Raw genomic sequence first — 24,524 nt, forward strand, 5'->3', positions numbered from 1 at the left:
TTGGTTCCGGATCATTTTGGTGGAACCTTTGGCGACCGCCCGCGTTGGGCCGATGAAAGGAGAACTGACATGACACAGAAAACGGCGAAGAAGGCCCCTCAGGACACTCCCCATGTCGAGATGGCGGCGCGGATCGACGAAGTGGCCAAGGAGGCCAAATCAGCGTTGGAAGATGGCGTAACCGCAACGCGTGATACGTTGAAGACGGCGCGCGACGAGGCGCAAAAGCAGCTGACACGGACATCCGAGAAAAGTGCCGCATTCGTGCGCGAGAACCCGGGCTTGGCAATGGTCGGAGCGTTGGGCGTGGGTGTCCTGCTGGGCCTCGCGTTGCGCAAGGCGAACCGCAGCTAGGACACGCGTTACACCGCGACCGATATGGTCATCGAATACGTATTGCCGGCCATGCTCGGCTTGGGTTTGGCCGGTCTACTGATCTGGTTTTTCATCAGGAATCGCTGACAGCGCTATTCGTCACTGCCACGCCAACCAGCCCGCCATCCCAAAGACCCAAAGCGCCTCAGCCGCGCTTTGGGTCTTCTTCTATTTCGGGTTTTATCTGGGCGTAGGCCAGCATCGTGAAGACAGCGGTTCCTCCGATGATGTTGCCGGCCAGTACGGGCAGGAAAAAGCTGAAAACGGCTGCGCCTACTGGCAACTGTCCCTGAAGCATCAGAACCGCCATTTCCACCGATCCGGCAACGACGTGGGTAAAGTCACCGGCCGCAATCATCCAAGTGAAGATTACGATGACCAGCACTTCGTTGTTCTGTGCCGAAGGCAGCATCCAAACGATCGCCGCAATCAGGATCCCCGCCGGTATTCCGCGCAGAAAGCCAACCCGGGCGCCCATGCCGGTGGCGTGGTGGCTCAGGTCGTTGATGACCGAGACGAGTTCTGGTGACAACACCGGCGTATGGATCAGGAAGGCAGATATCGCAAACGCCCCCAGCACATTGGCACCCAGTACGATTGCCCACAGCCTCGCGGTTTTGGTGAAGCAGGCAACGGACGGATTTAGCATGGCTGGAACGACAGTCGTAATGGTATTTTCGGTAAACAACTGCATCCGCCCCAAGATGACCAGGACAAAGCCGAGGGAATAGCCCAGGTTCTCGATCAGAAAGCGCCCGCTGGTTTCGGGCAGATGTGCCCGCAAGATCGCTTCGCCGAGCACCGAAAAGCTGATCAGCACGCCTGCGGCAATCCCAGACCAGAACAACGCTTTGGTCGGGCGGTCCAGTTCCTCCTCGCCGTTTTGGCGGATGGTCTCGAATATCAGGCGCGGAGACAGGCCGGACGCTTCTTCGACCGCTTCGCGCTCACTTTCCTTCTCGACAAGATCTTTTCGCGGCGCTTTGTTTTTATCGGACATTTTGACCCCATGTATCGACCTTCAAACCCAACGTTCTGCCGGTCGTTTTGGTTCCGTCAGGTACAAAGTTCCTCAAACCTTCTGAAAGAACTGGGAACACGCCCAGATCTTTGTCGGGAACTTTCAGCCACCTATCGCGTTGTGTCCTTGTAGGAACAACGACACGTAATTCGAAAGGAACTTCGGTATGGTGGAAGTATATGGCATCGGCGGTCTGATCGTCCTGGTTTTATCGATCTGGGCCATAATCTCGATCATCGGTTCGTCTGCGACGACCGGTGCGAAAATTCTGTGGGTCCTTTTCGTTCTGTTGCTTCCGGTCATCGGATTCATCTGCTGGCTGATCTTTGGCCCGAAGGCCGCGCGCAGCGCCATCTGATAAGTTCGGAAATTGTTAGTACAAAATCAAAGCGCGGCATCGGCCGCGCTTTTTTGGTTCAAGGATCTTGGGGCCACAATGCGCCCTGCGCCGGCTCACCTAGGATCTGAACCGACCTTCAAGCCGTTCCTACTGAAATCGATGGCTGCGATCTTGCGTGCAAGATCTGCAGCCGTGAAAGGCCGTATCAGAGCCGCGCATTCAAATTGCGCTTGCACCTCGGGGGACGGGTCCAACAGCAACAGTGCACTGCCGCGTTCAACCAACAGACGCGCGACGGCGTCAAATGACGTCTCGCTTCTGCGATAGCTCAGAACGCTTAAGGCCGGGGCGAATTTGGGATCCTGCCAGAAAAGCCCACCCGCGTGCAGCTCGCGGATATGGACAATGCGATCGGTCGAAACTCCGGGGATGGCGTCACTGATGTCCGCTGCTTCGATAAAGTTTTCCGTAACAATCAAAACATCTGCTACGCTGCGCGAAGAGGCTTCCATAAATACCATCCTGAAATCTGTTCGATGCCACCGTAGGGCAATCCCGCAGCGCCGCAATAAACTATGACACAGCAACGAAAAATTTCTCTGATCGCATGTGCGGACTGTCCGCTGAGGCAGATGGATGTATTCCTGCCGTTCTCGGGAGACGACCTGCGGTTCATGCAGGATTTCAAAACTGGCGAGATGCAGGCCGAACCCGGAACACAGCTGTTCATCGAGGGTGCGAAATCCGCGCATTTGTTCACGGTTTTAAGCGGGATGGGCGTTCGTTACAAAACGCTGGAAAACGGTCGTAGGCAGGTCATCGGCTTTGTGCTTCCCGGCGATCTGGTCGGGTTGCAGGCTGGGGTCATGGGCGAGATGCGGCACTCCGTCGAAGCGACAACTGCGATGCGGCTGTGCGTGTTCAATCGCTCGCGGCTGTTCGAGTTGTATCAGAACCAGCCTGATCGGGCCTTTGACCTGACATTCCTGGCAGCCGTCGAAGAGCATTTCCTGGGCGACGCCCTGACAACCGTCGGCCAGCGCGGCGCGATCGAGAAGATCGCGTGGAGCCTGCACCGCTTCTACACAAGGTCGCAGGCCGTCGGATTGGCCAAAGGCTTGCGGTGTCCGCTGCCCTACCGGCAGCAGGATCTTGCGGATGCGTTGGGCTTGTCGCTGGTTCACACGAACAAGACCCTGCGCCGGCTGAAGGATCTCGGTCTGGCCGAGTGGTCCAACAATGTGCTGCAGATCAACGATCTTGAGGGTCTGGCCGAGCTTGGCTTGGTCGAAATCACCGAACCCGTTCCGCGCCCGCTGATCTAAACGTGGTGGATGGACAGGAATTAAAGAACCGCCGACCGAAAAATCGGCCGGCGGCTTGATCACATGCTTTGCGACCGAGGAGCCGTTTTACGACCCTTCGTAGGCCGGCATATCCTTCAGCATCTCCTTGTCAGCGTGAACGAAGGCATAGGTGGTGTCTCCATCGACTTCACGCATCAGCGACACGCGCGAGAAATCGATCAGAACATCCTTTTCCCCCAAGCCGAGGAACCCGCCGACGCCGATCACGGCCCCATCGACCGTTCCGTCCATGTCGACGACGACCTCTTCGATCTCGCCGATCCACTCTTGCGAGACGTCATAGACGCGCATGCCGGTCAGGTCTTCGGCCGGGATAGTGCCCTGGGCAACGGGGACATAACCCTCGATGTCGATGGTGGTTGGATCAACCGCATCAGCCATCTGTCCGGCTTTTTCGCTGATGTACTCACCGGTTGCTTCGGCTGCCTGGTCGACGTCTTCCGCCGTGTTCTGCGCAGCGTTCTTGATATCCTGCGCGGTATTGGACAGCGCATCACCGGCTGCCTCGGCTGCCTCTTCCAGGTTCTTGCCGACTTCTTCGACATTCGAGCTTTCTGCATAGGCCGATGCCGACATCACCAGAACGATCGAAGTTGTGGTCAGAAAACGTTTCATAGCTCACTCCTTTGGTCTGTTCTGACCGCATTTCCCGCGGTCTTGTTGAACAAACGAATGACGCCGCGACTTGTTCCCAAAAAAACACAAAAATATTTGTTTTAAAAAGAAAAAACCGCGCATCTGCGCGGTTTAATAAGCTGTGTCCAGATACTCAGACCGGGTGCAGCGGGTCGGAGGACCTGGATAGAACCATGTAGTGTTCGTCGTCGGGAATATTGCGTAACTCGGCGAATGGAAAACTCAGGATATCTGGTCGCCCGTCGATCAGAAGAAACCGCAGTGCCTTGGTGTCAGGGTCGAACTCAATATCCTTGAATCTGCCCAACTCACCAGTCGAGTCAAACACGGGGTTGCCCTGCAACTTCGTAAACCATCGGAAGTTGCTACCGGGTGGCGTCGGTTGGGGGCGTTGGCGGAGGGCGTCCTTCAGGACCGCCCCCATCACAACCGGTGCAATCGCGTTGCCGAACGGCCCTATGACCAGGGGCGGCAAGCCTTCGATGTCCACTGCAAGGGGATCTTCATCTTCTTTTTCTTTGCGCTGACGAAGGTGATCCAATTGTTGTTGGGAGAACGCGCACGTTACTTCGCTTGCGCCAAGTTCAAGCGTATCGGCGGTGAATGCCACCGGGTCATTCCCTCCGGTCACGCTCAGATTGACCAAGACGTACTCCAACTCGGTTTGCCCAGCGCGGATGACGATATCGGAAACACGACCAATTGAGTGGTCGGTTCCAGCTGAGACAACGGGCGTGTTAATGAGGTCAGACAGCTTCATGGCGCTCGTAATTACCTTTGGGGTCGGTCTTGGGAGTGTGTGGGGCGCCGTTGGTTTGACGCCACCCCACGCGATATGTGCATCCGCCTTTGCGCTACATGTCCTTCATCAGGCGATCCACGATTTCCCGAACGTCCTCTTTCGAGTCTCCGTATTTCTTCTGGATGATGCCTTCCAGTTGCTCGCGATCGCCGCGCGCTTGTTCGATTTCGTCATCAGTCAGCTCGCCGAAACACTCGATCAGCTTGCCTTTGAATTCGGTCCAGCGTCCAAGAATTTGGTCCCAGTTCATCGTAACTTCCTTTCGATTGCTTCGTCGCTGTCAGTGAAACGCGCCAAACGCGAGCTGGTTCCGGGCGGCGGCGTTTTTTCTGCAACTGACAACGTGCAAGGGCGATCTGACGGTATCCGAACTGGGTCCACCGTGGCGTTCGAACTGGTCTTGGGAACAATCTCGCCGGCCATGCGTTGGGTGACCGAGACCTCAACACAGGAGATCGAACCATGCCACGTCGAACTGAGACCACGGAGAAGGCAAAAGCCCATGCCCAAGATCTGGCCGACAAGGTTAAGGACACCGTGACCGCAGAGGCCTCGGCCCGGGCCGAAGCCTTGAAAGACAGCGCAGCGCAGGAGGCTGAGAGTGCCGCTCATGCAGCCGACGCAGCTGCCGATGCATTTCCCGACCAATCTGTGCAGCATCAGGTCCTGTCGAGGATTGCGGACAACATGGAGGCCGTGGCTGGGCAGGTGCGCTCTGCCGATTTGGCCAGTGTGAGCCGAAAGGTCTCTGATTTCGCCCAGCAAAACCCGCTGTTGTTCGTCGGATCGGTTGCCCTGGCCGGGTTTGCCGCAGCCCGTTTTCTGAGCGCGCGCAATACGGGCGCGGCTCAATCCGCATCTTTTGGTGCAGATCCTTGGGATATTGATCCGTCGCCGCTGCATGGGACTTCGGTCGATACGTCGGGCCACACCAGCGCGCTGGCGCGGATGAATGGTGGCCGCGATGCATAACCCCAACGATCTGCGATCGGCACCGGGGCTTTTGGCAAACGCGCTCAAACATCTGTCGGGTTTGCTTCACGCTGAGGCGAAGCTAGCCAAGGAGGAGTTGTCCCGAAACCTGACGCGAGCGGGCGTAGGGCTGGCCTGCATTGGCATTGCTCTGATCCTGTTGATGATCGCGCTGAACCTCATGGCCACAGCCTTGGTCGCGTATTTCGCCGCCAAAGGATTGTCGGCGGGTATGGCCTCGTTGCTCGTTGGCGCGGGCTTGGCACTGGCTGCTGCGTGCCTGGCGCTTTTTGGCCGGTCCCGCATGTCCGCCACCGCGCTGGTCCCCGAGAAAGCCATGAAAAACCTGCAGCGCGACATCGAAGCGATGAAGGAGTCGACCCATGTCTGACCTGACACCCCTCGAGGGGCAGATCGCATATGAACGCAGCGCCCTTGCGCGCTCGCTGAATGCTCTGTCGGATACGCTGGCGCCACAGCGCCTGGCAGACGAGGCGAAATCGACGCTCGAAACCTATGGCGGACAGATCGGTGCGCAACTCTGGTCCGCGGCTCGAAAAAACCCGACCGCATTTGCTCTGTTCGGTGCAGGGGCAGCCCTTTTGGTTGCGGGTCCCGGGTCTGGCGCAAAAAGAACTCAATCCCCGCCCCAGGCCGTGCCTCCGCAGCAAGCCTTCGACGGGTTTGACCGGCGTGTCGCCGACGCTGACAGCCGCATGAAACAGGAGATGACTGGAATGACTGAACACAGCCAATCTGCCAGTGCGCTGTCCGCCGCCTTGGACCGTGGTCTGGACAAGCTGTCCCCCCAATCCCGTGCCCGGGTGATCGAGGCGCGCAAGGCCGCAATCAGTGCGCAGCAAGCGGTCGAGAAGCGTGCGCGGAAGGCGGCGAAGGCCTCGCAAACCTTCGTTCATGATCAGCCGCTGGCGGCCGGAGCATTAGCGCTGGGCGTAGGTATTCTGGCTGGCGCTCTGCTGCCCAACACCCGCAAAGAGGACGAGTTGCTGGGCCATCGGCGCGATCAGCTGATGCGACAGGCCCAACGGGTTTTGAACGAAGAACTGGACAAACTGCATGCCGCGGCCAACGCACGGCTGGATGAGGCCGCTGATCGGGCCTCTGACGCTTTGCGCAGTCAGTGAAGCGCACCCATGCAAACTGCTTTCAGCTCTCCATCGGCCCTGCGTGCGATGCTGGCGATCCTGACCGGGATTGCCATCATCACCGCTTTGTACCTGGCCCGGTCGATCGTTGCGCCGATCACCTTCGCTTTGGTTTTGGGGGTCGTGGTTGCCCCGCTTGCGGACAAGCTTGAGAAGGTCGGTTGCCCGCGTGTGATATCCGCCTCGGCACTGCTGTTCGTGACCAGCACCGTCATCGTCGCGGCATTCCTTCTGCTTGAACCATTGCTGTCCACGCTGGTCGAACAGTTGCCTGCCATCAAACGCGAGTTGCGCTCTTGGGTCGCCGCGATGTCCGAGTTCATTCGGGGTATCGAAACGCTTGGACGCGAGATCGAGGAAACCGTCGGCGCCGATGGGGCAGCGGAAACGGAGTCCGCCCTTCCGTCAGTGATGGATGCCTTGTGGCTGGCGCCCAATTTCGGATCAAAGATCCTGATTTTCATCGGCACGCTCTTCTTTTTCGTTTTGACCCGACCCGAGCTCTATGCCGCAGCCGGCCCGTTGACGGAGCGGCTGTATCTGGCCGACCGCGCGGTCTATCGCTATTTCGCTGCCGTGACGTTGGTCAATATCGGCCTCGGGACGGTAACGGCCGTGGCCTTGGGGCTGATCGGCATCAATGACGCCGTGGTCTGGGGGGTGGCCGCCGGCCTTCTGAATTTTGTGCTGTATCTCGGCCCGCTGATGATACTGACCGGCCTTCTGATCGCCGGCTTAACCCAGTTCGGCGGAGCCGCGGCCCTGTTGCCCCCCCTGATTTTCCTGGCGATCAATCTGTCCGAGGCACAATTCGTAACACCCGCCTTCGTCGGCCAACGTCTGCAGGTGAACCCGCTGGTCGTATTCATCGCCATCATCTTTGGGCTTTGGCTGTGGGGACCGGTCGGCGCCATCGTCGCGCTGCCGATCCTGCTGTGGTTCGGTGTTTTGATGCACCCCAAGGTCATGAGCCCGGTCTAGACCACCTAGACGATGTTTTCAGTTACCCCCGGAAGAGGTTGCCGCATATCGCGCGCAACGTCTGCGTCATGCGGGACCAGGAAACCGCTGCGCGCTTCGGGGCGCCGCACGCCGTTGGCCTGAACCTCTCGCCCCCACCAGTCGAACGTGGCATCGGGCTCGATCTGTCTGCGCAGATCGTCCGAGAACCACCAATGGTCCACCAAGGCCTGCCGCAGAACCGCGACCCGCTGCCGGGCGGTGATCCGAAGGGCGACCTCTGTGTCCCACCGCAAAGACCGTCCGTTCAGGTTGGCGGACCCAACCAAGGCATGGCTGTCATCCACGACCAGAACTTTGTTGTGAACGTGAATGATCGGAGACCCGCTCAGAACTTCAGCGCTGGCATCGGCCCCACTGGCCGAAATCGGTTGGACCGGGGTCGACACCGAAACCCGGTTTTGGAACCCCTGCTGGATGATCTCCAGGCATTTGGCCTGCAGGTCCAAACCGTATTGCGCGTCCAGTCCGTCATGCCCGCCAAAGGCCACTTCCTCGGGCAAGGCTGGGAGAACAAGCACCAGTTTCAGATCCTGCTTGGAATGGCCCGCCTCAGCCAAGGCCTCGGCCAGCCGGGTTGATCTGAAATACTGGGTCTCGATGTGCAGAAGTTGCCGCGCGGCCTGAAAGGCGGCGATGTGTTCCTCCTCGATCTCATGCGCGATGGTCTTTGGCGACAGCCGCCAGAACGCAAACCGGCGCGGGCTGGACAGGGTGCGGCGCAGATGGGTCGTCTGCGGGTCCGGTTGTCCGGTTGCGATTTCATGTTCGAACCGGTCGATATGGCGTGCGGCCTCGGCGGCCTCGGGTCCGCGGACCAGCAATTGAACGTCTGACCAGGTGTTCTTGGCCAGACGGTCGTGATCCGGTGTGTCAAAGCGCCTTTCGTTCAAGTCCAATCCGCCGAGGTAGCAGACCTCATTGTCGATCACGGCGACTTTCTGATGGTGCGACACGGTGTGAAGCCGGGGCAACATGTCCGACCCCAGCCGTACCGCCTGCCGTTCGCGTCGTTCGCGGGACAGCTCCTGCATCCGCTGCGCCTTTTTTCGCAAAACCGCGGGTAACAGCGTGGCCCAAGGCAATGCGCCGGCCTGCGCGGGATGCATGGACACGCGAACGCTCAAGCGCGCGGCCAGATCTGGGCCAAGGATTTCCGCAAGCGCAATTGCCTGCCGTTTGGTGCGCCAGCTCAGTTCGTGCAACTCGGTCGCAAAGATCGGATCGAAATCGCTGATGACCAAATGAAACGAGACACCCTTGCGGATGACATGCTCGATCAGGTCAAACCAGGTATCGCCGATCCGGCGCGCCTCATCGCTGCGCAGCCGTGTCATGAAATCGAATATCCGAAAACTTGCCTTGATCTGGTGCCGGGCCTCCAGAACCGCTTTTTCCAAGGCGGGCCAGGCTTGCTCGGCCGTGATCAGGACTTCAAAGTCATTCTGCTGCGGCACGGGCATCACCGCCTCTCTCATCCGCAATGGTCTGTGGTTCGCTATCCCCTTCTACTTCGGCGATTTCGAACGTCACCTCATACACATAATGCGATGATGTCTCGGTTATGGTTTCCGAACCGTCCAATTGGCGAAGGAAGGCCTGCATCAGCCGTTGACCGATCCCGCCGCTGTGGAACAGATCCGAACCGTCGTCCGACTGCCCGCGCGTGTTGGAGATTTTCAGATGCAGGGTGCTCTCCTCGGGGCGGGTCAATTCCACCGAGATTGTCGGCGGTCCGTCCTGCGGTACGCCTACGTATTTGACCGCGTTCGTCAGCGCCTCGGCCACCAGCATCGACATCGTGACGGCCTGATCCTGCCCCAGTTCGACCGGCGCGATCCGGCAGTCGACCTCGACCACCTGACCCAGAATTGGCGGTCGATGCGCCAGTTCGGCCACCAAATGCCCGATGAGAGCCTCGGTGTTGATCGTCGTCATCTGCGAGTTCTGGTTCAAGGTTTGGTGCACCATGGCCAGGCCGCGAACCCGACGCTGCAACTGTTCCAGCAAGCGCCGGGCCTCGGGGGTTTCAGCCTTGCGCAAATGCATGTTCATGATCGAAGCGATCAGTTGCAGGTTGTTTTTGACACGATGGTGAACCTCGCGCAACAACAGCGTTTTTTCGACAAGATCCCGTTCGTGCTGCGCCTCAGCCTCGCGGATCAACAAGACCATGCGGTTGAATGCAGTCTGGATTTGCTGGAACTCCTGCGGCGCGCCTGCAAGGCTTTCAATGGGGTCGCGCTCGCCCAACGCAAAGCGACGCACGGCCGAACGCAAGCTGTCGAGATGCCGGATCACCAACCGATGCAGGCCCCACAGGGCAACTCCCAGTCCGGTCACCCACATCAGGATGGGAAACGCAATGGTCAGGGCCGTACTGCCCGCGCCAACAGAGGCCAGCGCCGCCTCGCGCGGCCAACTGCCGATCACGGCAACTTCGCCCGGAATGATGGTGGCAACTGCAAAAACCCGATCCTCGCCGCCAACCGTCTTGGCGGAAAAGGTCTTGCCGGAACTGGATAGAACCAACAGATTTTCCTGCACGGGCGGCAGGAATTGCTGGACCGCGTCCAAGCCCACATTTGACGACAGCACTTCTCCGGTCGCGTCGAACAGGGCGATGACGACGTCGCTCCCGATGTTGCCAACATCCAGGGGCGTCCGTGCCAGCGCATGAGGTATCGAGATGGAAACGAACCCCACAAGCTCGGTCCTGTTCAGGACCGGCTGGGTCACGATGATCACCGATTGCCCGGTCGCCTCGCCGGCACGATTGACAGAAAACGTAAGTTGCGGATTTTCAGAGATCTGCCCGAAACCGGGCGCGTCCGACAAATCGATGGTTCGCTCGACGGTCGAGCAGGCCATGACCCCGTTTGGCTGAATAAATCCGGCAAATACGAACTCGGGCTGGCGTTCGACGAACCGGCGCATGAGGTCCGAACAAGCAGCATTGTCCAAGCCTCCCTCGGCAAGCGCGGCTGTGAGTCCCGAACTTGCACCAACAGCTTTCTGCAGAAGCTCCCGTTCCCGGCTGGCAGCCTCAATCGTGCGCGCCAGCACTGAGGCCCGCGATCTTTCGTCGGCCTCGGTAATAACAGCGCGTGTCTGCAATACCGCAATCAGCCCTAGCGGCAGAAGCGCCAAGGTGACCAGCGCGGCAAGATAAACGGTCAGGCTGCGCGGCTTCGCATCCATTGATCGTCAGGCCGCCGGTTGCGTCTGAACGATTGCCGCCGTTACCGCATCGGTCAATTCGATGGGTTCGTCATCTTCCAAATCCATCAGTTCGGCCAGTTGCGCGCGGGCCCGGTTCACCCGGCTTTTGATCGTTCCAAGGGCGACGCCGCACATCTCGGCTGCTTCCTCATAGGAAAACCCTTGTGCACCGACCAGCACCAACGCTTCGCGCTGCTCATCCGTCAACTGCTCAAAAGCAACCGCAAAATCCTTCAAGGCCAAACGTCCGTCATGGTCGGGCTTCTGCGACAGGCTCTCCGCCATGACACCATCGACATCCTCGACCTCGCGCTTGCGTTTGCGGTGCAGGGAAAAATAGGTGTTCCGGACAATGGTGAACAGCCAAGCCCGCATGTTGGTGCCTTCTTGGAACGAGTCGATATTGCTCCATGCCTTAATCAATGCGTCCTGCACGATGTCATCGGCCGTGGCGCCGTTTCGGCACAAGCTGATCGCAAAGGCACGCATCGCGCCAATATGTTCGACGAGCTCTTCTCGCGGATCAACCATCCGAGCCTCCCGTGTCACCGCTTTTGGAGACACTGGTCTGATTGCGCAGTTTTTCAAGAAGATCGACGAACCGATCCGGAACCGGTTCGCTGGCAACCTCATCGAAAGCTCGCTTGAGGTTTTCGTCGATCCGCTTTTCTATTTCTTGCCGATGGCTTCGGCTTGGCTGTGGTTTTGTCATGGCATCATCAAAAATTTTTACTTTTGCTGGAACCATAACGCCCCAGTATGCGTTTGGTTCCCGAGTTTAGAGAAAAAAATGAGGAAAACATAGATGACTGAGCTGACCGGAGTTTCCGTCGCAGATCAAATTGGCCCGCTGCTGCCGTTTCTGCGCCGTTATGCCCGTGCCCTCACCGGCTCACAGGACAGTGGCGACGCCTACGCCGCTGCGTCGCTTGAGGCGATCCTTGCCGATCCCGCCCAGTTCGATGCAGATCTCACGCCGCGGGTCGCGCTGTTTCGTGTTTTTCACGGTATCTGGTCAACGTCGGGAATGCCCGTTGACGCCGATGGCGGCAGTTCCGACATTCAATCGCGCGCCCACGCCCAGTTGGCACGACTGACGCCGAACACGCGCGAGGCCTTGCTGCTGCGCACGGTCGAAGAGTTCTCGGTCAGCGATATCGCCGCAATCATGCAGATAGAACCCGCCGAGGCTCAGAAGCTGATCGATATCGCCTACGAGGAAATGGCCCGCCACACTTCTGGGCGCATTTTGATCATCGAAGACGAAGCAATCATTGCGATGGATCTTGAAACGATGGTGACCGACCTAGGCCACCGGGTCACCGGCGTCGCACGCACCGAGACCGCCGCCATCGAACTGGCCGAGCACGAGCCGTTCGACCTGATCCTGTCGGACATCCAACTGGCGGACAAATCCAGCGGAATCGATGCGGTGAACCGCATCATTGCCCAGCACGGCGATTGTCCCGTCATTTTCATTACCGCATTCCCCGAGCGCCTTCTGACGGGCAAAGGCCCCGAACCCGCCTTTCTGATTTCCAAACCCTACACCGAAGAACAAGTCAAATCGGCCGTCAGCCAGGCCATGTTCTTTGCCTCTAGCGCCGTAATCGAGGTCTGACGCGGCAGGGCCGCGCTGCAAGATACGAAAATTCAGGCGATGAAACACGAGGAACACCATGGAAAACGAGATTGCACAGACCGCAGAGACCGTGACGAACACCGTTTGGGCCGAACTGTCGCAAGTTCTGAATACCGAGCTGTATGACGGGAAATCGCTGAGCGACCTGTTGACGCTCGAGGCCCTTCTTGGCCTCGTCGCGAACACGATCGCCGCGCTGATCCTGTTGGTGCTTGGGCTTGTGATTTCAAGATATGTCAGCCGGAAGATCCGGGGCGTCGGTGAAAAATCGGAACGTCTTGACGACACGCTTTTCAACTTTCTTGGCAATCTGGCGCGCTATACGATCCTGGCGTTTACGGGGTTGTTCATTCTGAACACGTTCGGGGTGCAGACGACGTCGATCATCGCGCTGATCGGTGCCGCAGGTTTGGCCATTGGTCTTGCCCTGCAAGGCACATTGTCCAACGTCGCAGCCGGCGTGATGATCATCCTGTTCCGGCCGCTCAAGATCGGCGATTTCGTCGACGTGAACGGCGTGCTCGGAACCGTAAAAGATATCACCCTTAATTACACCGAAATTGCTGATATGGGGAACGTCAAGGTTATCGTTCCCAACGCCGAGGTGTGGGGAAACACCATCAAGAACTATTCCGTCTATGAAACACGTCGTGCCGAGTGGACCTTTGGCGTTGGATACGGCGTCAACCTGGCGGAGGCCGAGCGTGTCATTCGCGATACGATCATGTCGGACGCCCGTTCGCAGGCAGATCCCGAACCGTTCATCCAGGTGAACAATCTTGGCAGCAGCAGCGTCGATTTTCTTGTCCGCGTTTGGTGCAAGTCTTCGGACTACTTCCAGTACCAGGCAGACATGAAGCGCAAAGTCAAAGAAGCGCTGGACGAAGCCGATATCAATATTCCGTTTCCGACCCGCACGCTGCTGATCGAAGACGTCGAGAGACGGCAAGAGAAGGCGATCGCGGCAGAGTAACCTTGACTGTTGATCTTAGGGGGTCTGAAGCCGGAACTCCAAAAAAGCGAACGTCATCGGGGTGCCGAAAGACAGGATTTGTGCGTCGCAGGACGGGCTTTGCATGTCGAGCGTCACCTAGTGGGTGGCAAATGCCCTAGAATCGGTAGGTTGCGCCAATGACCGGGCCGGATTGGTGGAAGCTGAAGTCATTGCCATTGATGTCGTGATCAAAGGAAATGTAGCGGTACCCGCCGCGTAACAGCCAGCGGTCGTTGATCGCATAGTCCGCGGTCAGCAGGACCTGCCAGGTTTCGCTGTCGCTGCGGAACCCGCCATAGTCCAGGAACCCGGTTCCCGACCATTTGTCCGAAAACGCGACCCGGGCACGGACGCCGATCACCGGATCGGTCCAGCTGCTGTCAACCGAGGTCTGATTGCCGGGCGCTGTTCCGGGCAACAGGTTGAACTTGGTTTCAGTGCTGAACCATCTGAACCCGCCAGCCAGATCGACGCTGGCTGTCGGTGTTTCGAGGACACGGTAGCCGACATAGCCGCTCAGGAACTGGGTTTTGAACGATGTGTCCAGACCCGAGCTTGCCGGTCCGGGAGTCTCGTTCGAGAAGGACAGGTTCGTATAGTTGTAGTCCGCAAGGAACGACCAACGGCCGTTCGACGCGGCAAACGTGCCCATGAAAGCAAGGTCGAGGTTTTCCAGCGCGTCAGAGAAGCTGAGCGTGCCATCCAGCGTGCCCGCCGGTGTGTCCAGCGACACTTCCGTTTCAGGGGTGAACAGGTAGATCGTGGCCGAATACGACCAGTCGGACTGCTGAGACAGTGCCGAGGTCGCTGCTGAAATCGCCAGCGACAGGCCAAGCATCAGGGGTTTCGCGATCCGTACCGTCTTCATGATGTCCCTCCGGTGAGCCCGTTTTGGCTTTGCCCCACAGTAAAGGAGGCTGCTGCCAAACCAAAATGGTATTTTGATTTGTGCATGGGTTGGCGCGACGCGCCGGAAATGGCAGGTCATACCCGCGCAAATACTGTAAATGGAGAAGCGGTTGGGATGGTGGGTGATGAGAGACTCGAACTCCCGACATCTTCGGTGTAAACGAAGCGCTCTACCAACTGAGCTAATCACCCGTGAGGGGGGATTTAGCCAAGCTGGTGGGCCGGCGCAAGAGGGTCTTTCAGAAATTCTGCGCCGGTGGCCGTGTGTCTCAGGGATTTATGTCCTTCAATGCGGTCAGCAGCTGCGCAACCTCGTGCTCGGTGTTGTAGTGGCACAGCGAAATCCGGATGCAGTCGGACAAGCCCAACGGGTTCAGCACGTTCCCGCTGTAATGGTCGGCCTTGCGGGTGTGGGTTCGGATGCCCTGCGCGTTCAGGCGCGAGACCACGTCGGTCGAGGGCATGTCGCGGACCACGATCGACACCAACCCTTCGCGGGCGGGGTTGTCTGCTCCGGCCAGAATCGCGACGTGATCCATGTCGCGCAGGCCGGGCAGGTTGCCTACACCGTTGATCATCGCGTCGGTCAGATGGGTCTCATAGGCATGAATCGCCTGGCCGGCGGCCTCGATTCTGGTGCGTTGGTCAGCGGCGTCCGACACCTGTCCGCCCAGCCAGTCGAAATAGGCAACCACGTCGGACATCGTGGCGTAGGCGCCGGTATCGCGCGTGCCGAATTCCCAACCATCAGCGGGCGCGTCAATCAGTTGGTCATGGGGCAGGGCGGTCAGCCGGTCGGATATCCAGGCTATGCCGTAGCCATGCCGGGAAAACACTTTGTAGGGTGAAATCGCGTATCCATCGACTCCGTAGCTGTCGATATCCAACTGTCCGTGTGCTGCGTGCTGGATGCCGTCGACGATGATGAAACATTCCGGTGACACCGCCCGGATCGCGCGCGAGATTTCAGCCACGTCCATTCCCATACCCGTAACCGGCGAGGCGTGCAGGATCGTGGCGACCGCGACGTCCGGTGTCATGTGGGCCGAATAATCTGCGGCGGTAACCAGACCTGTCGCGTCGTTATGCGGCACGTTCACATAGTCCAAGCCGGCAAGGCCCGCCCAGCGACGCGCGGCGCTGCGGCTGGCGGGATGTTCGATCGAGCTGCCGATCACCTTTGCCCCTTTTGGCGCATTCACGCAGGCCGTGCGGATCATGCGGAACAGCAGCTCTGTTCCGCTTTCACCCACGAAGAACTGCCCCGAAGGCGCATTCATAAACACGGCAAGATCTGCCTTGGCACGGCTGATGATGTCGACCAACGCGTGACTGGCGGGGTTGTCCCGCCCCTGATTGTCCGGGATGGCCGCAAAACGGGCCGAGGTTTCGACCACCGAGTTCAAGGTCAGTGCGCCGCCGGCATTTTCGAAAAAGATTCGGGGACCCTGAAAGGGGCAGATGTCCACATGGGCAAACCGCGCGCGAACAGTGTCGATCAATCCCGGGGTTTGGTGCAGCATGGTGTACGTCCTGTTTAGTTCATGCCCAGACTCGTCTTGCGAGTTCGCGACATCAATTTCGTTTGCGACAGATTGCGGGTTTGGGATGCCGCCTTTTTCTCCGGGCTTACTCTTTCGACGCCGGAAAGACCAATTGATTCCGGACTCTGCATGGCACGCCGGCGGGAATACACCTTGCCTGTGGCCCGCTGCCTCCGATATGCCAAAAGCAGTGCGACCGTCCGAACAGGAGAGCCGGGGATGCAGTTCGACACATGCCGCCGTCTTGTTGCGGTTGCCGCCGTTTGCGGCGCGTTGGTTGCCCCGGTTCGGGTTGCGGCGGCTGAGGTCCTGGTGTTCGCGGCGGCCAGTCTCAAGACCGCGCTGGACCAGATCGCTCCGGAATTCGAGGCCGCGACAGGTCAACAGGTTACGGTTTCCTTCGCAGCCTCTTCCGTTTTGGCCCGGCAGATTCAGCTGGGCGCGCCGGCCGATCTGTATATCTCGGCCAATACCGCCTGGATGGATGTTCTTGAGCGGAACGGAGACATCGACCCGGCGTCGCGCGTCGATCTTGTGGGCAACGGGCTGGTGCTGATTGCGCGCGCAGGGCAGCCCAGCGAACAGACGCTTACGCCGGACTTCGATCTGAGCGGTCAATTGAAAGGCGGCTATCTGGCGATGGCCCTCGTTGATGCGGTTCCCGCCGGAATCTACGGCAAGGCCGCGCTGACTGCCCTGGACCTGTGGAACGATGTTCAGGATCAGGTGGCTCAGGCCGACAACGTGCGCGCGGCCTTGGCGCTTGTCGCAAGTGGCGCGGCACCAATGGGTGTTGTCTACCGATCCGATGCGGAGGCCGAGGCTCGGGTGGATGTGGTCGGAGTTTTCCCTGAAGGCACGCACCCGGTGATCGTCTATCCCGCAGCCCTGACCGCGACCGCACGGCCTGAGGCGCAGGTCTTCCTCGACTACCTGCAGAGCGAACCGGCGACCGGCATATTCAAGGCGCAGGGTTTCACCCTGCCGCACGGATAGCGCCATGGGTTGGCTGGGTCCCGCCGAGATCGAAGCGTTGCGATTGTCGCTGCGCGTCTCTTTCTGGGCGACGATCGTTTCGCTGCCACTCGGGATATTCGTGGCCTACGCACTGGCCCGCTGGAGGTTTCCCGGCCGACAAGTGCTGAACGGTCTGGTGCATCTGCCGCTTATCCTGCCACCGGTCGTGACCGGTTATCTGTTGTTGCTGACCTTCAACGTACAAGCCCCGGTTGGTCGGGTGCTGGCTGATCTGGGCGTCGTTGTGGCTTTCCGCTGGACCGGAGCCGCACTGGCCGCCGGGATCATGGCATTTCCGCTGATGGTTCGGGCAATCCGCCTGTCGATCGAGGCGGTTGATCCAAAACTGGAACAGGCCGGAGCGACGCTTGGGGCATCGCAACCTTTTGTCTTTGTCACCGTGACTTTGCCTATGATTTTGCCGGGGATCATCGCAGGGGCAATCCTTGCCTTCGCAAAGGCGATGGGCGAGTTCGGAGCCACGATCACCTTCGTGTCGAACATTCCCGGCCAGACCCAGACTCTGCCGTCGGCCGTTTATGCCTTCCTTCAGGTGCCGGGCGGTGAGAGCGCCGCGATGCGGCTGGTCATCATCTCGATCGTCATCGCCATGGGGGCGCTGCTTCTGTCGGAATATGTGGGGCGTCGCGCAGCGGCCCGGGTGGCGGGAACATGAGCCTGTCCGTGCAGATAAGACACCGCCTGCCGGGCATTGACCTGGACATCCTGTTCCAGGCACCGCGGGGTGTGACGGTTCTGTTCGGACGATCGGGGTCGGGCAAAACCACCATTGTGGATGCCGTGGCCGGGTTGCTGCGCCCTCAAGCCGGGCGGGTCGCGGTGGATGATTGGGTGCTGTTCGATACCGAGCAAGGCCATTGGCTGCCGCCGCATCGCCGCCGGCTGGGGTATATCTTTCAGGAAGGCCGCTTGTTCCCGCACCTGACCGTGCGCCAAAACCTGTCGTACGGCCGGTGGTTCGCTCCCCGGGACGCGCGCCGTGAAAATCCCGATCACGTGATAGAGATGCTGGGCATCGGCCACCTGCTGGACCGCCGCCCCGCCCACCTGTCGGGCGGTGAAAAGCAGCGTGTCGCCATTGGCCGTGCTCTGCTGGCAAGCCCGCGGTTGATCCTGGCCGATGAACCTCTCGCTGCGCTGGACGAAGCCCGAAAGGCCGAGATCCTGCCCTATTTCGAGCGATTGAGGGACGAGGTCTCGGTGCCGATCCTCTATGTCACGCATTCTGCGGCAGAAGTGGCCCGCCTTGCCACCTCGGTCGTGGCGTTGCAGGACGGCAAGGTGCTGCGGCAGGGACCGGCCTCCGAAGTGCTGGCGGATCCCTCGGTTGCGCCGACAGGTGTGCGGGCTGTGGGTGCGGTGCTTGAGGTCAGTGTGGCCGCGCATCACGAAGACGGCCTGACGGAACTGACGGCAAACGGTGTCCGACTGTTCCTGCCGCGCATCCCGCATTCGGTTGGCGACACGCTTCGGATCCGCATCCCCGCCCAGGAAGTCATACTGTCGGACCGAAAGCCCGAGGGTCTGTCGGCGCTGAACGTCCTGCAGGGCACCGTCGAGTCCGTGCGCGCGGGCGAAGGGCCAGGGGCGATCGTTTCGGTCCGAACACCGGCGGGCACGCTGCTGGCCCGTGTGACGCGCCGGTCGGTCGATGCCCTGGCGTTGCAGCCCGGCAAACCGTGCCACGCGGTCGTCAAGACCGTAGCCTTGGCACCGCAGGATGTCGGTGGACGGGTCGCCAAATCTTAGGCGGCAGGGTCAATCACCCTGTTCTTTCAGAAGCTGCGAGAACTCTTTTTCCGGTACAGCTTCATATGGACCTTGCCGGCCTCATCCCGGGTCCATTCGACGATGCGGTTTCGGGTCATGTCGCTGTCCATGCGGTTCGTGCGCACCCTCGGGTGCGGAATCTCGCGTTTCAGAATCTCGACCATCTGGTTGGTCTGTCCGAAAGGTGCGACCAAATCGACGATTCAGAAAGATGAACCGCTGGTGAAATCAGTATCCATCAAAGGCTTTTCCTGCACCGCATATCGGTATTCCGCTTCAGGGCTGAGCCCGGCAAAGGTCACGAAACCGCGCGGGAATCCGTTTTGGCGAAAGATGTGATACTGCCCCAGCCACAAAGGCGTTTCGAATGCTTACAGAACCTAGGCGAGGCTGCGTTGCTGGTGGGTTTTGGTCAGCCCGGCAAGGTAGAAGAGCGCGCCGAAATCGGCGTATTTCTCGGGAGAGATATCAAACCAGTCCATTGGAAATTTTCTGCTCAAACCTGACCTCAACCCCTTGGGACATCGGCAGTATATCGGGCAAAGTCTTGAAATGTTACTTGTTTTCTGTCGCCGCCGAAGCTGAGAGGGCGTGTGGGCGCGGCCTGTTTCCAAAGGTGACCGGGTTTGGCTTTACTCAATGGACATGCGGCCTATGATTGGCACAACCCGGTTTTTTGGCGGATAGTTTTGATGAAGCATTCGATTTCAGCCTTGGTTCTGTCTGCAACTCTGTTGGCTCCGATCGCCGCACAAGCTGTCGGGTTTGGCATCGGCGTCCGCCCGACCTACCGCACCGAGATAAGATCCGTCGGAGACGGTGTGTATGAGGTCAAGGCAATCGGGTCGTCAGCACCGGTCAACTACTGGTGCGGGATCGGCGATTTCGCCATTCGGCAGTTGGGTGTCCCCGGTTCGCAACGGATCTACATCTGGAGGGCTTACGAGCCGGGTGTCCGAACCGTGCAATTCTCGTTGAAGCCGCCGCCGGGCGTGGATACCACCCCCGGCTATTCAATCACCGTCAAGCGGGTGGGCGAGAACATGTCAGCGTCCTCGGCGCAGAACTACTGCTACGACAACTTCATGGATTTCGGGTTCTGACGTCTCAGACCCACTTGGCCAGCGGCGGCAGGCTCATCAGCACGGCGTCTGGGTCATGCCCGGTTTCCAACCCGAATTTCGTGCCCCGGTCATAGACCAGATTGTATTCGGCATAGAGCCCGCGGTGCACCAACTGGGTGTTTTTGTCCGCTTCGGTAAATGGCTGCGCGCGCCGCTTTTCGACCAGCGGCAGAAAGGCCGGCAGGAAAGCGCGGCCAATGTCCTGGGTCAGCGCGAAATCGGCCTGCCAGTCGCCGGTGCAGTAATCATCCATGAAGATCCCGCCGACGCCCCGCGCGCGCTTGCGGTGCGGGATATAGAAATACTCGTCGGCCCACTCCTTGAGGCGCGGATAGTGCCCTGGTCCGTGCGGGTCCAGAAGCGCCTTCTGCGTGGCGTGGAAATGCGCCGTGTCCTCGGGGTATTCGATGCAGGGGTTCAGGTCGGATCCGCCGCCGAACCACCAGGCATGGGGCGTCCAGAACATGCGGGTGTTCATGTGAACGGCCGGGACATGCGGGTTTTGCATATGCGCCACAAGGCTGATGCCCGAGGCCCAGAAACGCGGGTCGTCGGCCATACCGGGGATGCCCTTGCGCGCGGCCATCGCCTGTTGTGCCCGCTCGCCGAGCGTGCCGTAGACGGTCGAGACATTGACGCCGACCTTCTCGAACACGCGGCCACCGCGCATGACCGACATCAGCCCACCGCCCGCGTCCGAGCCATCCTCAGACTGGCGTCGAGTTTCCTTGACTTCGAACCGCCCGGCGGGGGCATCGGAAAACGGCCCCGCGTGGTGGCTGTCTTCCAAAGCCTCGAAGGCCGCGGCGATTTCGTCGCGCAACTGGCGAAACCAGGCCGAGGCGGTGGATTTTTCCGTTTCAAACATCGTCAGGCTCAATGCGCGGGAGCGGCAACCGGGTCCAGAAGGGTCCGTCCACCGTCAATTGTCAGGACTTGCCCGGTAATGAACGCAGCCGCGTCCGAGGCAAGGTATTGCGCCGTTTCGGCCAGCTCGGCCGGGGCGGCAATGCGGGCCAGTGGGGTATGATCCTCAATGTCCCGCCGATAGTCCCGATTGTCTTTCAGGGTGGCCTGCAGTGATGCGCTCATGACCGACCCCAACGCAATCGAGTTCACGCGGATCCGATGAGGCGCAAGCGCCACTGCTAGGGACCGGGTCAACTGGTCCTGCGCGGCGCTGGAAACCGAATAGGCCAAAAGGCCTGGATGCGCGCGCTGACCGGCGATCGAGGACAGGTTGATGATCGAACCATTCGGTCCCTCTTCCTGATCCTCGGATTGTTTGATCATCCGCTTGGCCACAAGCTGGCTCAGCCGCAGGGCGGGCATCAGGTTCTGGTTCAGAAGGGTGCGAACCGAGTCGTCTTCCAGGTCCAGCGGATCCGTCGGGATGACCTGTCTGGCCCCGTTGACCAGAATATCGACCTGATCGAATGCATCCAGAGTGGCCGAAAGGAGGTTGGCGATCGTCAGCTTTTCGCGCAGATCACCGGCGAAGTAGCGGACGTTGCTGTCGTCGGCCTGTTCGCCCAGTTCTTCTGCCAGACGTTTCTCGTCCATGTCGGCGAACATCACGTTGGCGCCCGCATCGGCAAAGTGACGGCCGATGGCAAGGCCGATGCCGTTGGCGCCTCCGGTAACGATGGCGGTCTTGCCGGCTATGGAAAAGGACATGTGTTTCCTCCTGAGTCGCGGCGCAGGTTAATCGGCTTCACCGCCGAGGGCGAGAGGCGTGGAATACCTTGAACCGGTTGTCGCCTGCAATTTCCTCGACCCGCGCGAAAGCGTCAGTCAAAGTCGTTTCATAGGGGAGATGGCGGTTGGCGACCATCCACAAGTGGCCCGAGCGGGACAGGTTGCGCGCGGCGGCGGTGATGAACCCACGCCCCAGGTCGGGATCGGCGCTGCGCGACGTGTGAAACGGCGGGTTCATGACAACGGTGTCCACGGGTTCTGGCGCAGACCACGTCACCGCATCTGCCCAGTGGAACTGTGCCCTTGGGTCGGGCACGTTGGTCCGGGCGCATGTCAGGGCAGTATGGTCGGCTTCGACGAGATGCAGCGTGCGCACAGTGTCATCCTGCAGCAGCCCGGAGGACAAATAGCCCCACCCGGCACCCAGATCGGCGACCCGAGGTCCAAGCTTTGGTGGAAGGGTCTGGCGCAACAGTGTCGAAGCAGGATCGACCCCGTCGGCCGAAAACACCCCGGGCGCGGTTTGGAAGCCATCCGCCATCTGTCCTGTGGACGCGGCCCAGTCTGCAAATGCGTCGGGATCGGCCTTGAACCAGAAGATCTTGCCATGCGCCTTGGCGATGGGGCCCTCGATCTCGACCCGCTTGCGAACGTCCTTCAGCAAGCTGTCCACGCCATCTGTCTTGGCACCATCAACGGCAACCGTTCCCGAGGCCCGGCTGCACGCATGATGGATCATGGCGCGTGCCTGCGCTTTGGCGCGGGGCAGAAACAGAACCACGTCTTCGCAGGCGCTGTCGGTTTCGGGCACAGCTGCAAAGCCGCGGTCCCGGAAATGGTCGTGGAATGGTTTGAAAGGTTGAACAATCTCGACACCGTTCGGCAGCGCCGACAGGTCATGATCCGGCGTCGGTCCAATGACCGATATCGGTTCCGACAGGGTCAGGCCCGAGTCGAGGGCGAGAGACAATCGTGAGGACATCAGAGCGGGTTGAAGGGGGCAGAGTCGCGCGTCGCGACCCTACTCCTCTCTCTCCATGGTGCATTGAAGCGGGTGTTGGTGCCGACGAGCGAAATCCATCACCTGCCCAACCTTGGTCTCGGCAATCTCGTGGCTGAATACGCCGACCACGGCCACGCCTTTCTTGTGCACGGTCAACATGATCTCGAAGGCCTGCGCATGGGACATCCCGAAGAACCGCTCGAGCACATGAACCACGAATTCCATGGGCGTGTAGTCGTCGTTCAACAGCAGCACCTTGTACAAGGGCGGTCGTTTGGTCTTGGGCTTGGTCTGAACAAGGATTGACGTGTCGCCATCGTCTTCCGATTTGCCAGCCATCATCCAACGGGCTTCAATCATGTCGCGAGATTTTCCGATTCACACTTCGGGTCGTTTCAGGGCTTATATAACGTCGACCCACCCAGAGGAAAGAGCAACCGGGCGGATTCGAAATGGATGAAAACCTGACCATCGTCGCTTTCGACGCTGACGACACCTTGTGGCACAACGAGCGTTTCTTTCAGCTGACCCAAGCGCATTTTGCTGCGCTACTGGCGGATCATGCGGACCGTGACCATCTGATGGAGCGGTTGTTGGCGGCCGAGAAGCGCAACATCCGCCACTATGGGTATGGCATCAAAGGTTTCGTCCTGTCGATGATCGAAACCGCAATCGAGGTGACGGAAGACAAAGTCCCGGCCAGGGTCATCCGCGAACTGATCGAAGCTGGGCAGGAGATGCTGTCCCACCCGATCGAGCTGTTGCCTCACGCGCGGGAGACGGTCGAGACAATCGCAGGCACCCATCGCATTGTTCTGATCACCAAGGGTGATCTCATTGATCAAGAGCGCAAACTGGCCCAATCGGGATTGGGTGAACTGTTCGACGCGGTCGAAATCGTGTCGGAAAAGACGCCCGACACCTATAGCGAAGTCTTTCGGCGGATGGGGCAGTCACCTGCCGGTGCCATGATGGTCGGCAATTCGATGCGGTCGGATGTGGTCGCGCCGATCCAGGCGGGGTGCTGGGGCGTGCACGTACCGCACGGTCTGGTGTGGGAGATCGAGCAGGCCGAGATCCCGACAAGCCATCCCCGTTTCCGGGAGATCCGCGATTTGGGAGATCTTCCTGATCTGGTCCGGCAGATTTCCTGACCTGTGACAGATTGGCCCCAGTTTCAAACTTTTACGACGAAGCCGCGCCAACTTTTTGACATCTTCGCCGTTTTGGTGGCGGCCATCCGTTGGGCCGCAACATCTAGACGCCACCGAGCGGAGCCGCTGCCGCGGATTTTTCAGCTTTCGGTTTATTTCAGCAGTGCTGTGTGTTAGCCTCGACCAAATAATCAAAAAGGCTGACCGGGAAAACTCGGCGGCGCGAGGCAGACAGAGGCAAAGATCGTGCAGATTCGGCGGATAGTTCCGGCGCGGGCGGGCTTGCTCGTAGTCACAGTGGTATGGATGGCGCTGGTCCTGGCGACTCAGGCGCTTGCGGCTCCTTATGCGGCAATGGTCATTGACGCCAGAACCGGTGAGGTTCTGCACTCCCGCAACGCCGATACCAGGCTGCACCCTGCTTCTCTCACCAAGATGATGACCCTCTATATCGCCTTCGAAGCGGTGCGGAACGGTGAGATCACGCTGGACACCCAGGTGCGGATCACCAAGGCCGCGGCGGCCGAGCCGCCCTCCAAGCTGGGCCTGCGGGCGGGCCAGACCATCGCGTTCCGTTATCTCATCCGCGCGGCCGCTGTGAAATCGGCCAATGACGCCGCGACCGCGATCGGCATCGCTCTCAGCGGATCCGAGGCCGCCTTTGCGCGCCGTATGACCCGCACAGCCAAGGCCATGGGCATGAGCCGCACAACCTTCAAGAACGCAC

At 59.8% G+C, this 24,524-nt stretch carries 32 protein-coding genes and 1 tRNA gene (1 of these 33 only partly in view); 15 read left to right on the forward strand and 18 right to left on the reverse strand.

Going from position 1 to position 24,524, the window contains the following annotated elements:
- The first annotated feature begins 69 nt into the window (after positions 1-69).
- Entirely contained in the window at positions 70-354 is a 285-nt protein-coding gene (locus tag K3752_RS01240) for a hypothetical protein (protein WP_260064276.1), read from the forward strand.
- 166 nt (positions 355-520) lie between these two features.
- Here the strand turns inward: K3752_RS01240 and K3752_RS01245 are convergent, their stop codons facing one another.
- Positions 521-1,375, reverse strand: a complete 855-nt coding sequence (locus K3752_RS01245) for a formate/nitrite transporter family protein (RefSeq protein ID WP_260064277.1) — start codon at positions 1,373-1,375, stop codon at positions 521-523.
- Positions 1,376-1,562: 187 nt separating this feature from the next.
- Between K3752_RS01245 and K3752_RS01250 the strand changes: the two genes are divergently transcribed.
- The gene (locus tag K3752_RS01250) at positions 1,563-1,754 is read left to right on the forward strand and encodes a PLD nuclease N-terminal domain-containing protein (protein ID WP_093961670.1); all 192 of its coding nucleotides are present in this window, start codon (positions 1,563-1,565) and stop codon (positions 1,752-1,754) included.
- Between the two features lie 95 nt (positions 1,755-1,849).
- On the opposite strand, the gene K3752_RS01255 is transcribed toward K3752_RS01250, so the two are convergent.
- A complete protein-coding gene (locus K3752_RS01255; RefSeq protein ID WP_260064278.1) occupies positions 1,850-2,248 on the reverse strand; it encodes a hypothetical protein in 399 nt (132 codons plus the stop codon).
- Between the two features lie 63 nt (positions 2,249-2,311).
- On the opposite strand from K3752_RS01255, the gene K3752_RS01260 reads away from it, so the two are divergent.
- The gene (locus tag K3752_RS01260; protein WP_260064279.1) at positions 2,312-3,061 is read left to right on the forward strand and encodes a Crp/Fnr family transcriptional regulator; all 750 of its coding nucleotides are present in this window, start codon (positions 2,312-2,314) and stop codon (positions 3,059-3,061) included.
- A gap of 87 nt (positions 3,062-3,148) precedes the next feature.
- Here K3752_RS01260 and K3752_RS01265 read toward each other — a convergent pair whose 3' ends face one another.
- The 3 genes from K3752_RS01265 to K3752_RS01275 form a co-directional block, all read right to left on the reverse strand.
- Positions 3,149-3,718, reverse strand: coding sequence for a PRC-barrel domain-containing protein (locus K3752_RS01265; RefSeq protein ID WP_260064280.1), 570 nt, complete (start codon positions 3,716-3,718; stop codon positions 3,149-3,151).
- Between the two features lie 154 nt (positions 3,719-3,872).
- Entirely contained in the window at positions 3,873-4,499 is a 627-nt protein-coding gene (locus K3752_RS01270; protein WP_260064281.1) for a PRC-barrel domain-containing protein, read from the reverse strand.
- A 94-nt stretch (positions 4,500-4,593) separates the two neighbouring features.
- On the reverse strand, positions 4,594-4,791 hold the full coding sequence (locus K3752_RS01275) for a CsbD family protein (RefSeq protein WP_260064283.1): 198 nt from the start codon (positions 4,789-4,791) through the stop codon (positions 4,594-4,596).
- Positions 4,792-5,003: 212 nt separating this feature from the next.
- On the opposite strand from K3752_RS01275, the gene K3752_RS01280 reads away from it, so the two are divergent.
- From K3752_RS01280 to K3752_RS01295, 4 genes are read left to right on the forward strand one after another with little or no spacing between them, the layout of a single operon-like run.
- On the forward strand, positions 5,004-5,513 hold the full coding sequence (locus K3752_RS01280; RefSeq protein ID WP_170441704.1) for a hypothetical protein: 510 nt from the start codon (positions 5,004-5,006) through the stop codon (positions 5,511-5,513).
- On the forward strand, positions 5,506-5,904 hold the full coding sequence (locus tag K3752_RS01285; RefSeq protein ID WP_260064289.1) for a phage holin family protein: 399 nt from the start codon (positions 5,506-5,508) through the stop codon (positions 5,902-5,904). The genes K3752_RS01280 and K3752_RS01285 overlap by 8 nt, the downstream gene beginning before the upstream one ends.
- Positions 5,897-6,658, forward strand: coding sequence for a hypothetical protein (locus tag K3752_RS01290; RefSeq protein WP_260064292.1), 762 nt, complete (start codon positions 5,897-5,899; stop codon positions 6,656-6,658). The genes K3752_RS01285 and K3752_RS01290 overlap by 8 nt, the downstream gene beginning before the upstream one ends.
- 9 nt (positions 6,659-6,667) lie before the next feature.
- Complete coding sequence (locus tag K3752_RS01295; RefSeq protein WP_170420620.1) at positions 6,668-7,660, forward strand: AI-2E family transporter; 993 nt, start codon at positions 6,668-6,670, stop codon at positions 7,658-7,660.
- Positions 7,661-7,665: 5 nt separating this feature from the next.
- Here the strand turns inward: K3752_RS01295 and K3752_RS01300 are convergent, their stop codons facing one another.
- Genes K3752_RS01300 through K3752_RS01315 form a run of 4 tightly spaced genes read right to left on the reverse strand, consistent with a single transcriptional unit; the run spans position 7,666 to position 11,669 of the window.
- Positions 7,666-9,162: a phospholipase D family protein gene (locus tag K3752_RS01300; protein WP_260064293.1), complete on the reverse strand. Its 1,497-nt coding sequence runs from the start codon at positions 9,160-9,162 to the stop codon at positions 7,666-7,668.
- Complete coding sequence (locus tag K3752_RS01305) at positions 9,140-10,900, reverse strand: sensor histidine kinase (protein WP_260064295.1); 1,761 nt, start codon at positions 10,898-10,900, stop codon at positions 9,140-9,142. The genes K3752_RS01300 and K3752_RS01305 overlap by 23 nt, the downstream gene beginning before the upstream one ends.
- A 6-nt stretch (positions 10,901-10,906) precedes the next feature.
- Positions 10,907-11,452 (reverse strand): RNA polymerase sigma factor, encoded by a 546-nt coding sequence (locus K3752_RS01310; protein ID WP_170360312.1) that lies wholly within the window; start codon positions 11,450-11,452, stop codon positions 10,907-10,909.
- Positions 11,445-11,669 (reverse strand): NepR family anti-sigma factor, encoded by a 225-nt coding sequence (locus K3752_RS01315; RefSeq protein ID WP_260064296.1) that lies wholly within the window; start codon positions 11,667-11,669, stop codon positions 11,445-11,447. Before K3752_RS01315 ends, K3752_RS01310 begins: the two co-directional genes overlap by 8 nt.
- 57 nt (positions 11,670-11,726) lie before the next feature.
- Between K3752_RS01315 and K3752_RS01320 the strand changes: the two genes are divergently transcribed.
- Together K3752_RS01320 and K3752_RS01325 are read left to right on the forward strand one after the other, a co-directional pair.
- Complete coding sequence (locus K3752_RS01320) at positions 11,727-12,542, forward strand: response regulator (protein WP_170436652.1); 816 nt, start codon at positions 11,727-11,729, stop codon at positions 12,540-12,542.
- Between the two features lie 58 nt (positions 12,543-12,600).
- On the forward strand, positions 12,601-13,536 hold the full coding sequence (locus K3752_RS01325; protein WP_170360317.1) for a mechanosensitive ion channel family protein: 936 nt from the start codon (positions 12,601-12,603) through the stop codon (positions 13,534-13,536).
- A gap of 136 nt (positions 13,537-13,672) precedes the next feature.
- On the opposite strand, the gene K3752_RS01330 is transcribed toward K3752_RS01325, so the two are convergent.
- From K3752_RS01330 to K3752_RS01340, 3 genes are all read right to left on the reverse strand, one after another.
- Entirely contained in the window at positions 13,673-14,425 is a 753-nt protein-coding gene (locus tag K3752_RS01330; RefSeq protein WP_170369637.1) for an outer membrane protein, read from the reverse strand.
- Between the two features lie 157 nt (positions 14,426-14,582).
- A tRNA-Val gene (locus tag K3752_RS01335) sits at positions 14,583-14,658 on the reverse strand.
- A gap of 77 nt (positions 14,659-14,735) precedes the next feature.
- Positions 14,736-15,989, reverse strand: coding sequence for an aminotransferase class V-fold PLP-dependent enzyme (locus K3752_RS01340; RefSeq protein WP_260064297.1), 1,254 nt, complete (start codon positions 15,987-15,989; stop codon positions 14,736-14,738).
- 240 nt (positions 15,990-16,229) lie between these two features.
- Here K3752_RS01340 and modA point away from each other — a divergent pair, with 240 nt between their 5' ends.
- The 3 genes from modA to modC are packed head-to-tail and all read left to right on the forward strand — an operon-like array spanning position 16,230 to position 18,797.
- Positions 16,230-17,006, forward strand: a complete 777-nt coding sequence (gene modA, locus K3752_RS01345; RefSeq protein ID WP_260064302.1) for a molybdate ABC transporter substrate-binding protein — start codon at positions 16,230-16,232, stop codon at positions 17,004-17,006.
- A gap of 4 nt (positions 17,007-17,010) precedes the next feature.
- On the forward strand, positions 17,011-17,703 hold the full coding sequence (gene modB / locus K3752_RS01350; RefSeq protein ID WP_170342025.1) for a molybdate ABC transporter permease subunit: 693 nt from the start codon (positions 17,011-17,013) through the stop codon (positions 17,701-17,703).
- Entirely contained in the window at positions 17,700-18,797 is a 1,098-nt protein-coding gene (modC, locus tag K3752_RS01355) for a molybdenum ABC transporter ATP-binding protein (protein ID WP_260064311.1), read from the forward strand. The genes modB and modC overlap by 4 nt, the downstream gene beginning before the upstream one ends.
- A gap of 26 nt (positions 18,798-18,823) precedes the next feature.
- Here the strand turns inward: modC and K3752_RS01360 are convergent, their stop codons facing one another.
- Together K3752_RS01360 and K3752_RS01365 are read right to left on the reverse strand one after the other, a co-directional pair.
- Positions 18,824-18,982, reverse strand: a complete 159-nt coding sequence (locus K3752_RS01360; RefSeq protein ID WP_260064313.1) for a hypothetical protein — start codon at positions 18,980-18,982, stop codon at positions 18,824-18,826.
- A 39-nt stretch (positions 18,983-19,021) separates the two neighbouring features.
- Positions 19,022-19,120, reverse strand: a complete 99-nt coding sequence (locus tag K3752_RS01365) for a hypothetical protein (protein WP_260064314.1) — start codon at positions 19,118-19,120, stop codon at positions 19,022-19,024.
- A gap of 390 nt (positions 19,121-19,510) precedes the next feature.
- On the opposite strand from K3752_RS01365, the gene K3752_RS01370 reads away from it, so the two are divergent.
- A complete protein-coding gene (locus K3752_RS01370) occupies positions 19,511-19,921 on the forward strand; it encodes a hypothetical protein (protein WP_093963058.1) in 411 nt (136 codons plus the stop codon).
- 4 nt (positions 19,922-19,925) lie between these two features.
- Here K3752_RS01370 and hemF read toward each other — a convergent pair whose 3' ends face one another.
- The 4 genes from hemF to clpS are packed head-to-tail and all read right to left on the reverse strand — an operon-like array spanning position 19,926 to position 23,003.
- On the reverse strand, positions 19,926-20,810 hold the full coding sequence (gene hemF / locus K3752_RS01375; RefSeq protein ID WP_170360341.1) for an oxygen-dependent coproporphyrinogen oxidase: 885 nt from the start codon (positions 20,808-20,810) through the stop codon (positions 19,926-19,928).
- Between the two features lie 8 nt (positions 20,811-20,818).
- Positions 20,819-21,619: an SDR family NAD(P)-dependent oxidoreductase gene (locus K3752_RS01380; protein ID WP_170343228.1), complete on the reverse strand. Its 801-nt coding sequence runs from the start codon at positions 21,617-21,619 to the stop codon at positions 20,819-20,821.
- A 37-nt stretch (positions 21,620-21,656) separates the two neighbouring features.
- Positions 21,657-22,622, reverse strand: a complete 966-nt coding sequence (locus tag K3752_RS01385; protein ID WP_260064334.1) for a class I SAM-dependent methyltransferase — start codon at positions 22,620-22,622, stop codon at positions 21,657-21,659.
- 39 nt (positions 22,623-22,661) lie between these two features.
- Positions 22,662-23,003: an ATP-dependent Clp protease adapter ClpS gene (clpS, locus tag K3752_RS01390; protein ID WP_093963054.1), complete on the reverse strand. Its 342-nt coding sequence runs from the start codon at positions 23,001-23,003 to the stop codon at positions 22,662-22,664.
- Between the two features lie 92 nt (positions 23,004-23,095).
- Between clpS and K3752_RS01395 the strand changes: the two genes are divergently transcribed.
- Both K3752_RS01395 and K3752_RS01400 read left to right on the forward strand, forming a co-directional pair.
- Positions 23,096-23,797 carry an HAD family hydrolase gene (locus K3752_RS01395; RefSeq protein ID WP_170342015.1) on the forward strand — a complete coding sequence of 234 codons (702 nt, stop codon included), beginning with the start codon at positions 23,096-23,098 and terminating at the stop codon, positions 23,795-23,797.
- A gap of 306 nt (positions 23,798-24,103) precedes the next feature.
- Positions 24,104-24,524 carry the 5' end (the start) of a D-alanyl-D-alanine carboxypeptidase family protein gene (locus K3752_RS01400; protein WP_093963052.1) on the forward strand. The gene runs 953 nt beyond the window's last position, so only the first 421 of its 1,374 coding nucleotides appear in the window; its start codon is at positions 24,104-24,106; its stop codon lies beyond the right edge, outside the window.

This window comes from Ruegeria sp. B32 (assembly GCF_025141855.1).
Classification (GTDB): Bacteria; Pseudomonadota; Alphaproteobacteria; order Rhodobacterales; family Rhodobacteraceae; genus Ruegeria; species Ruegeria arenilitoris.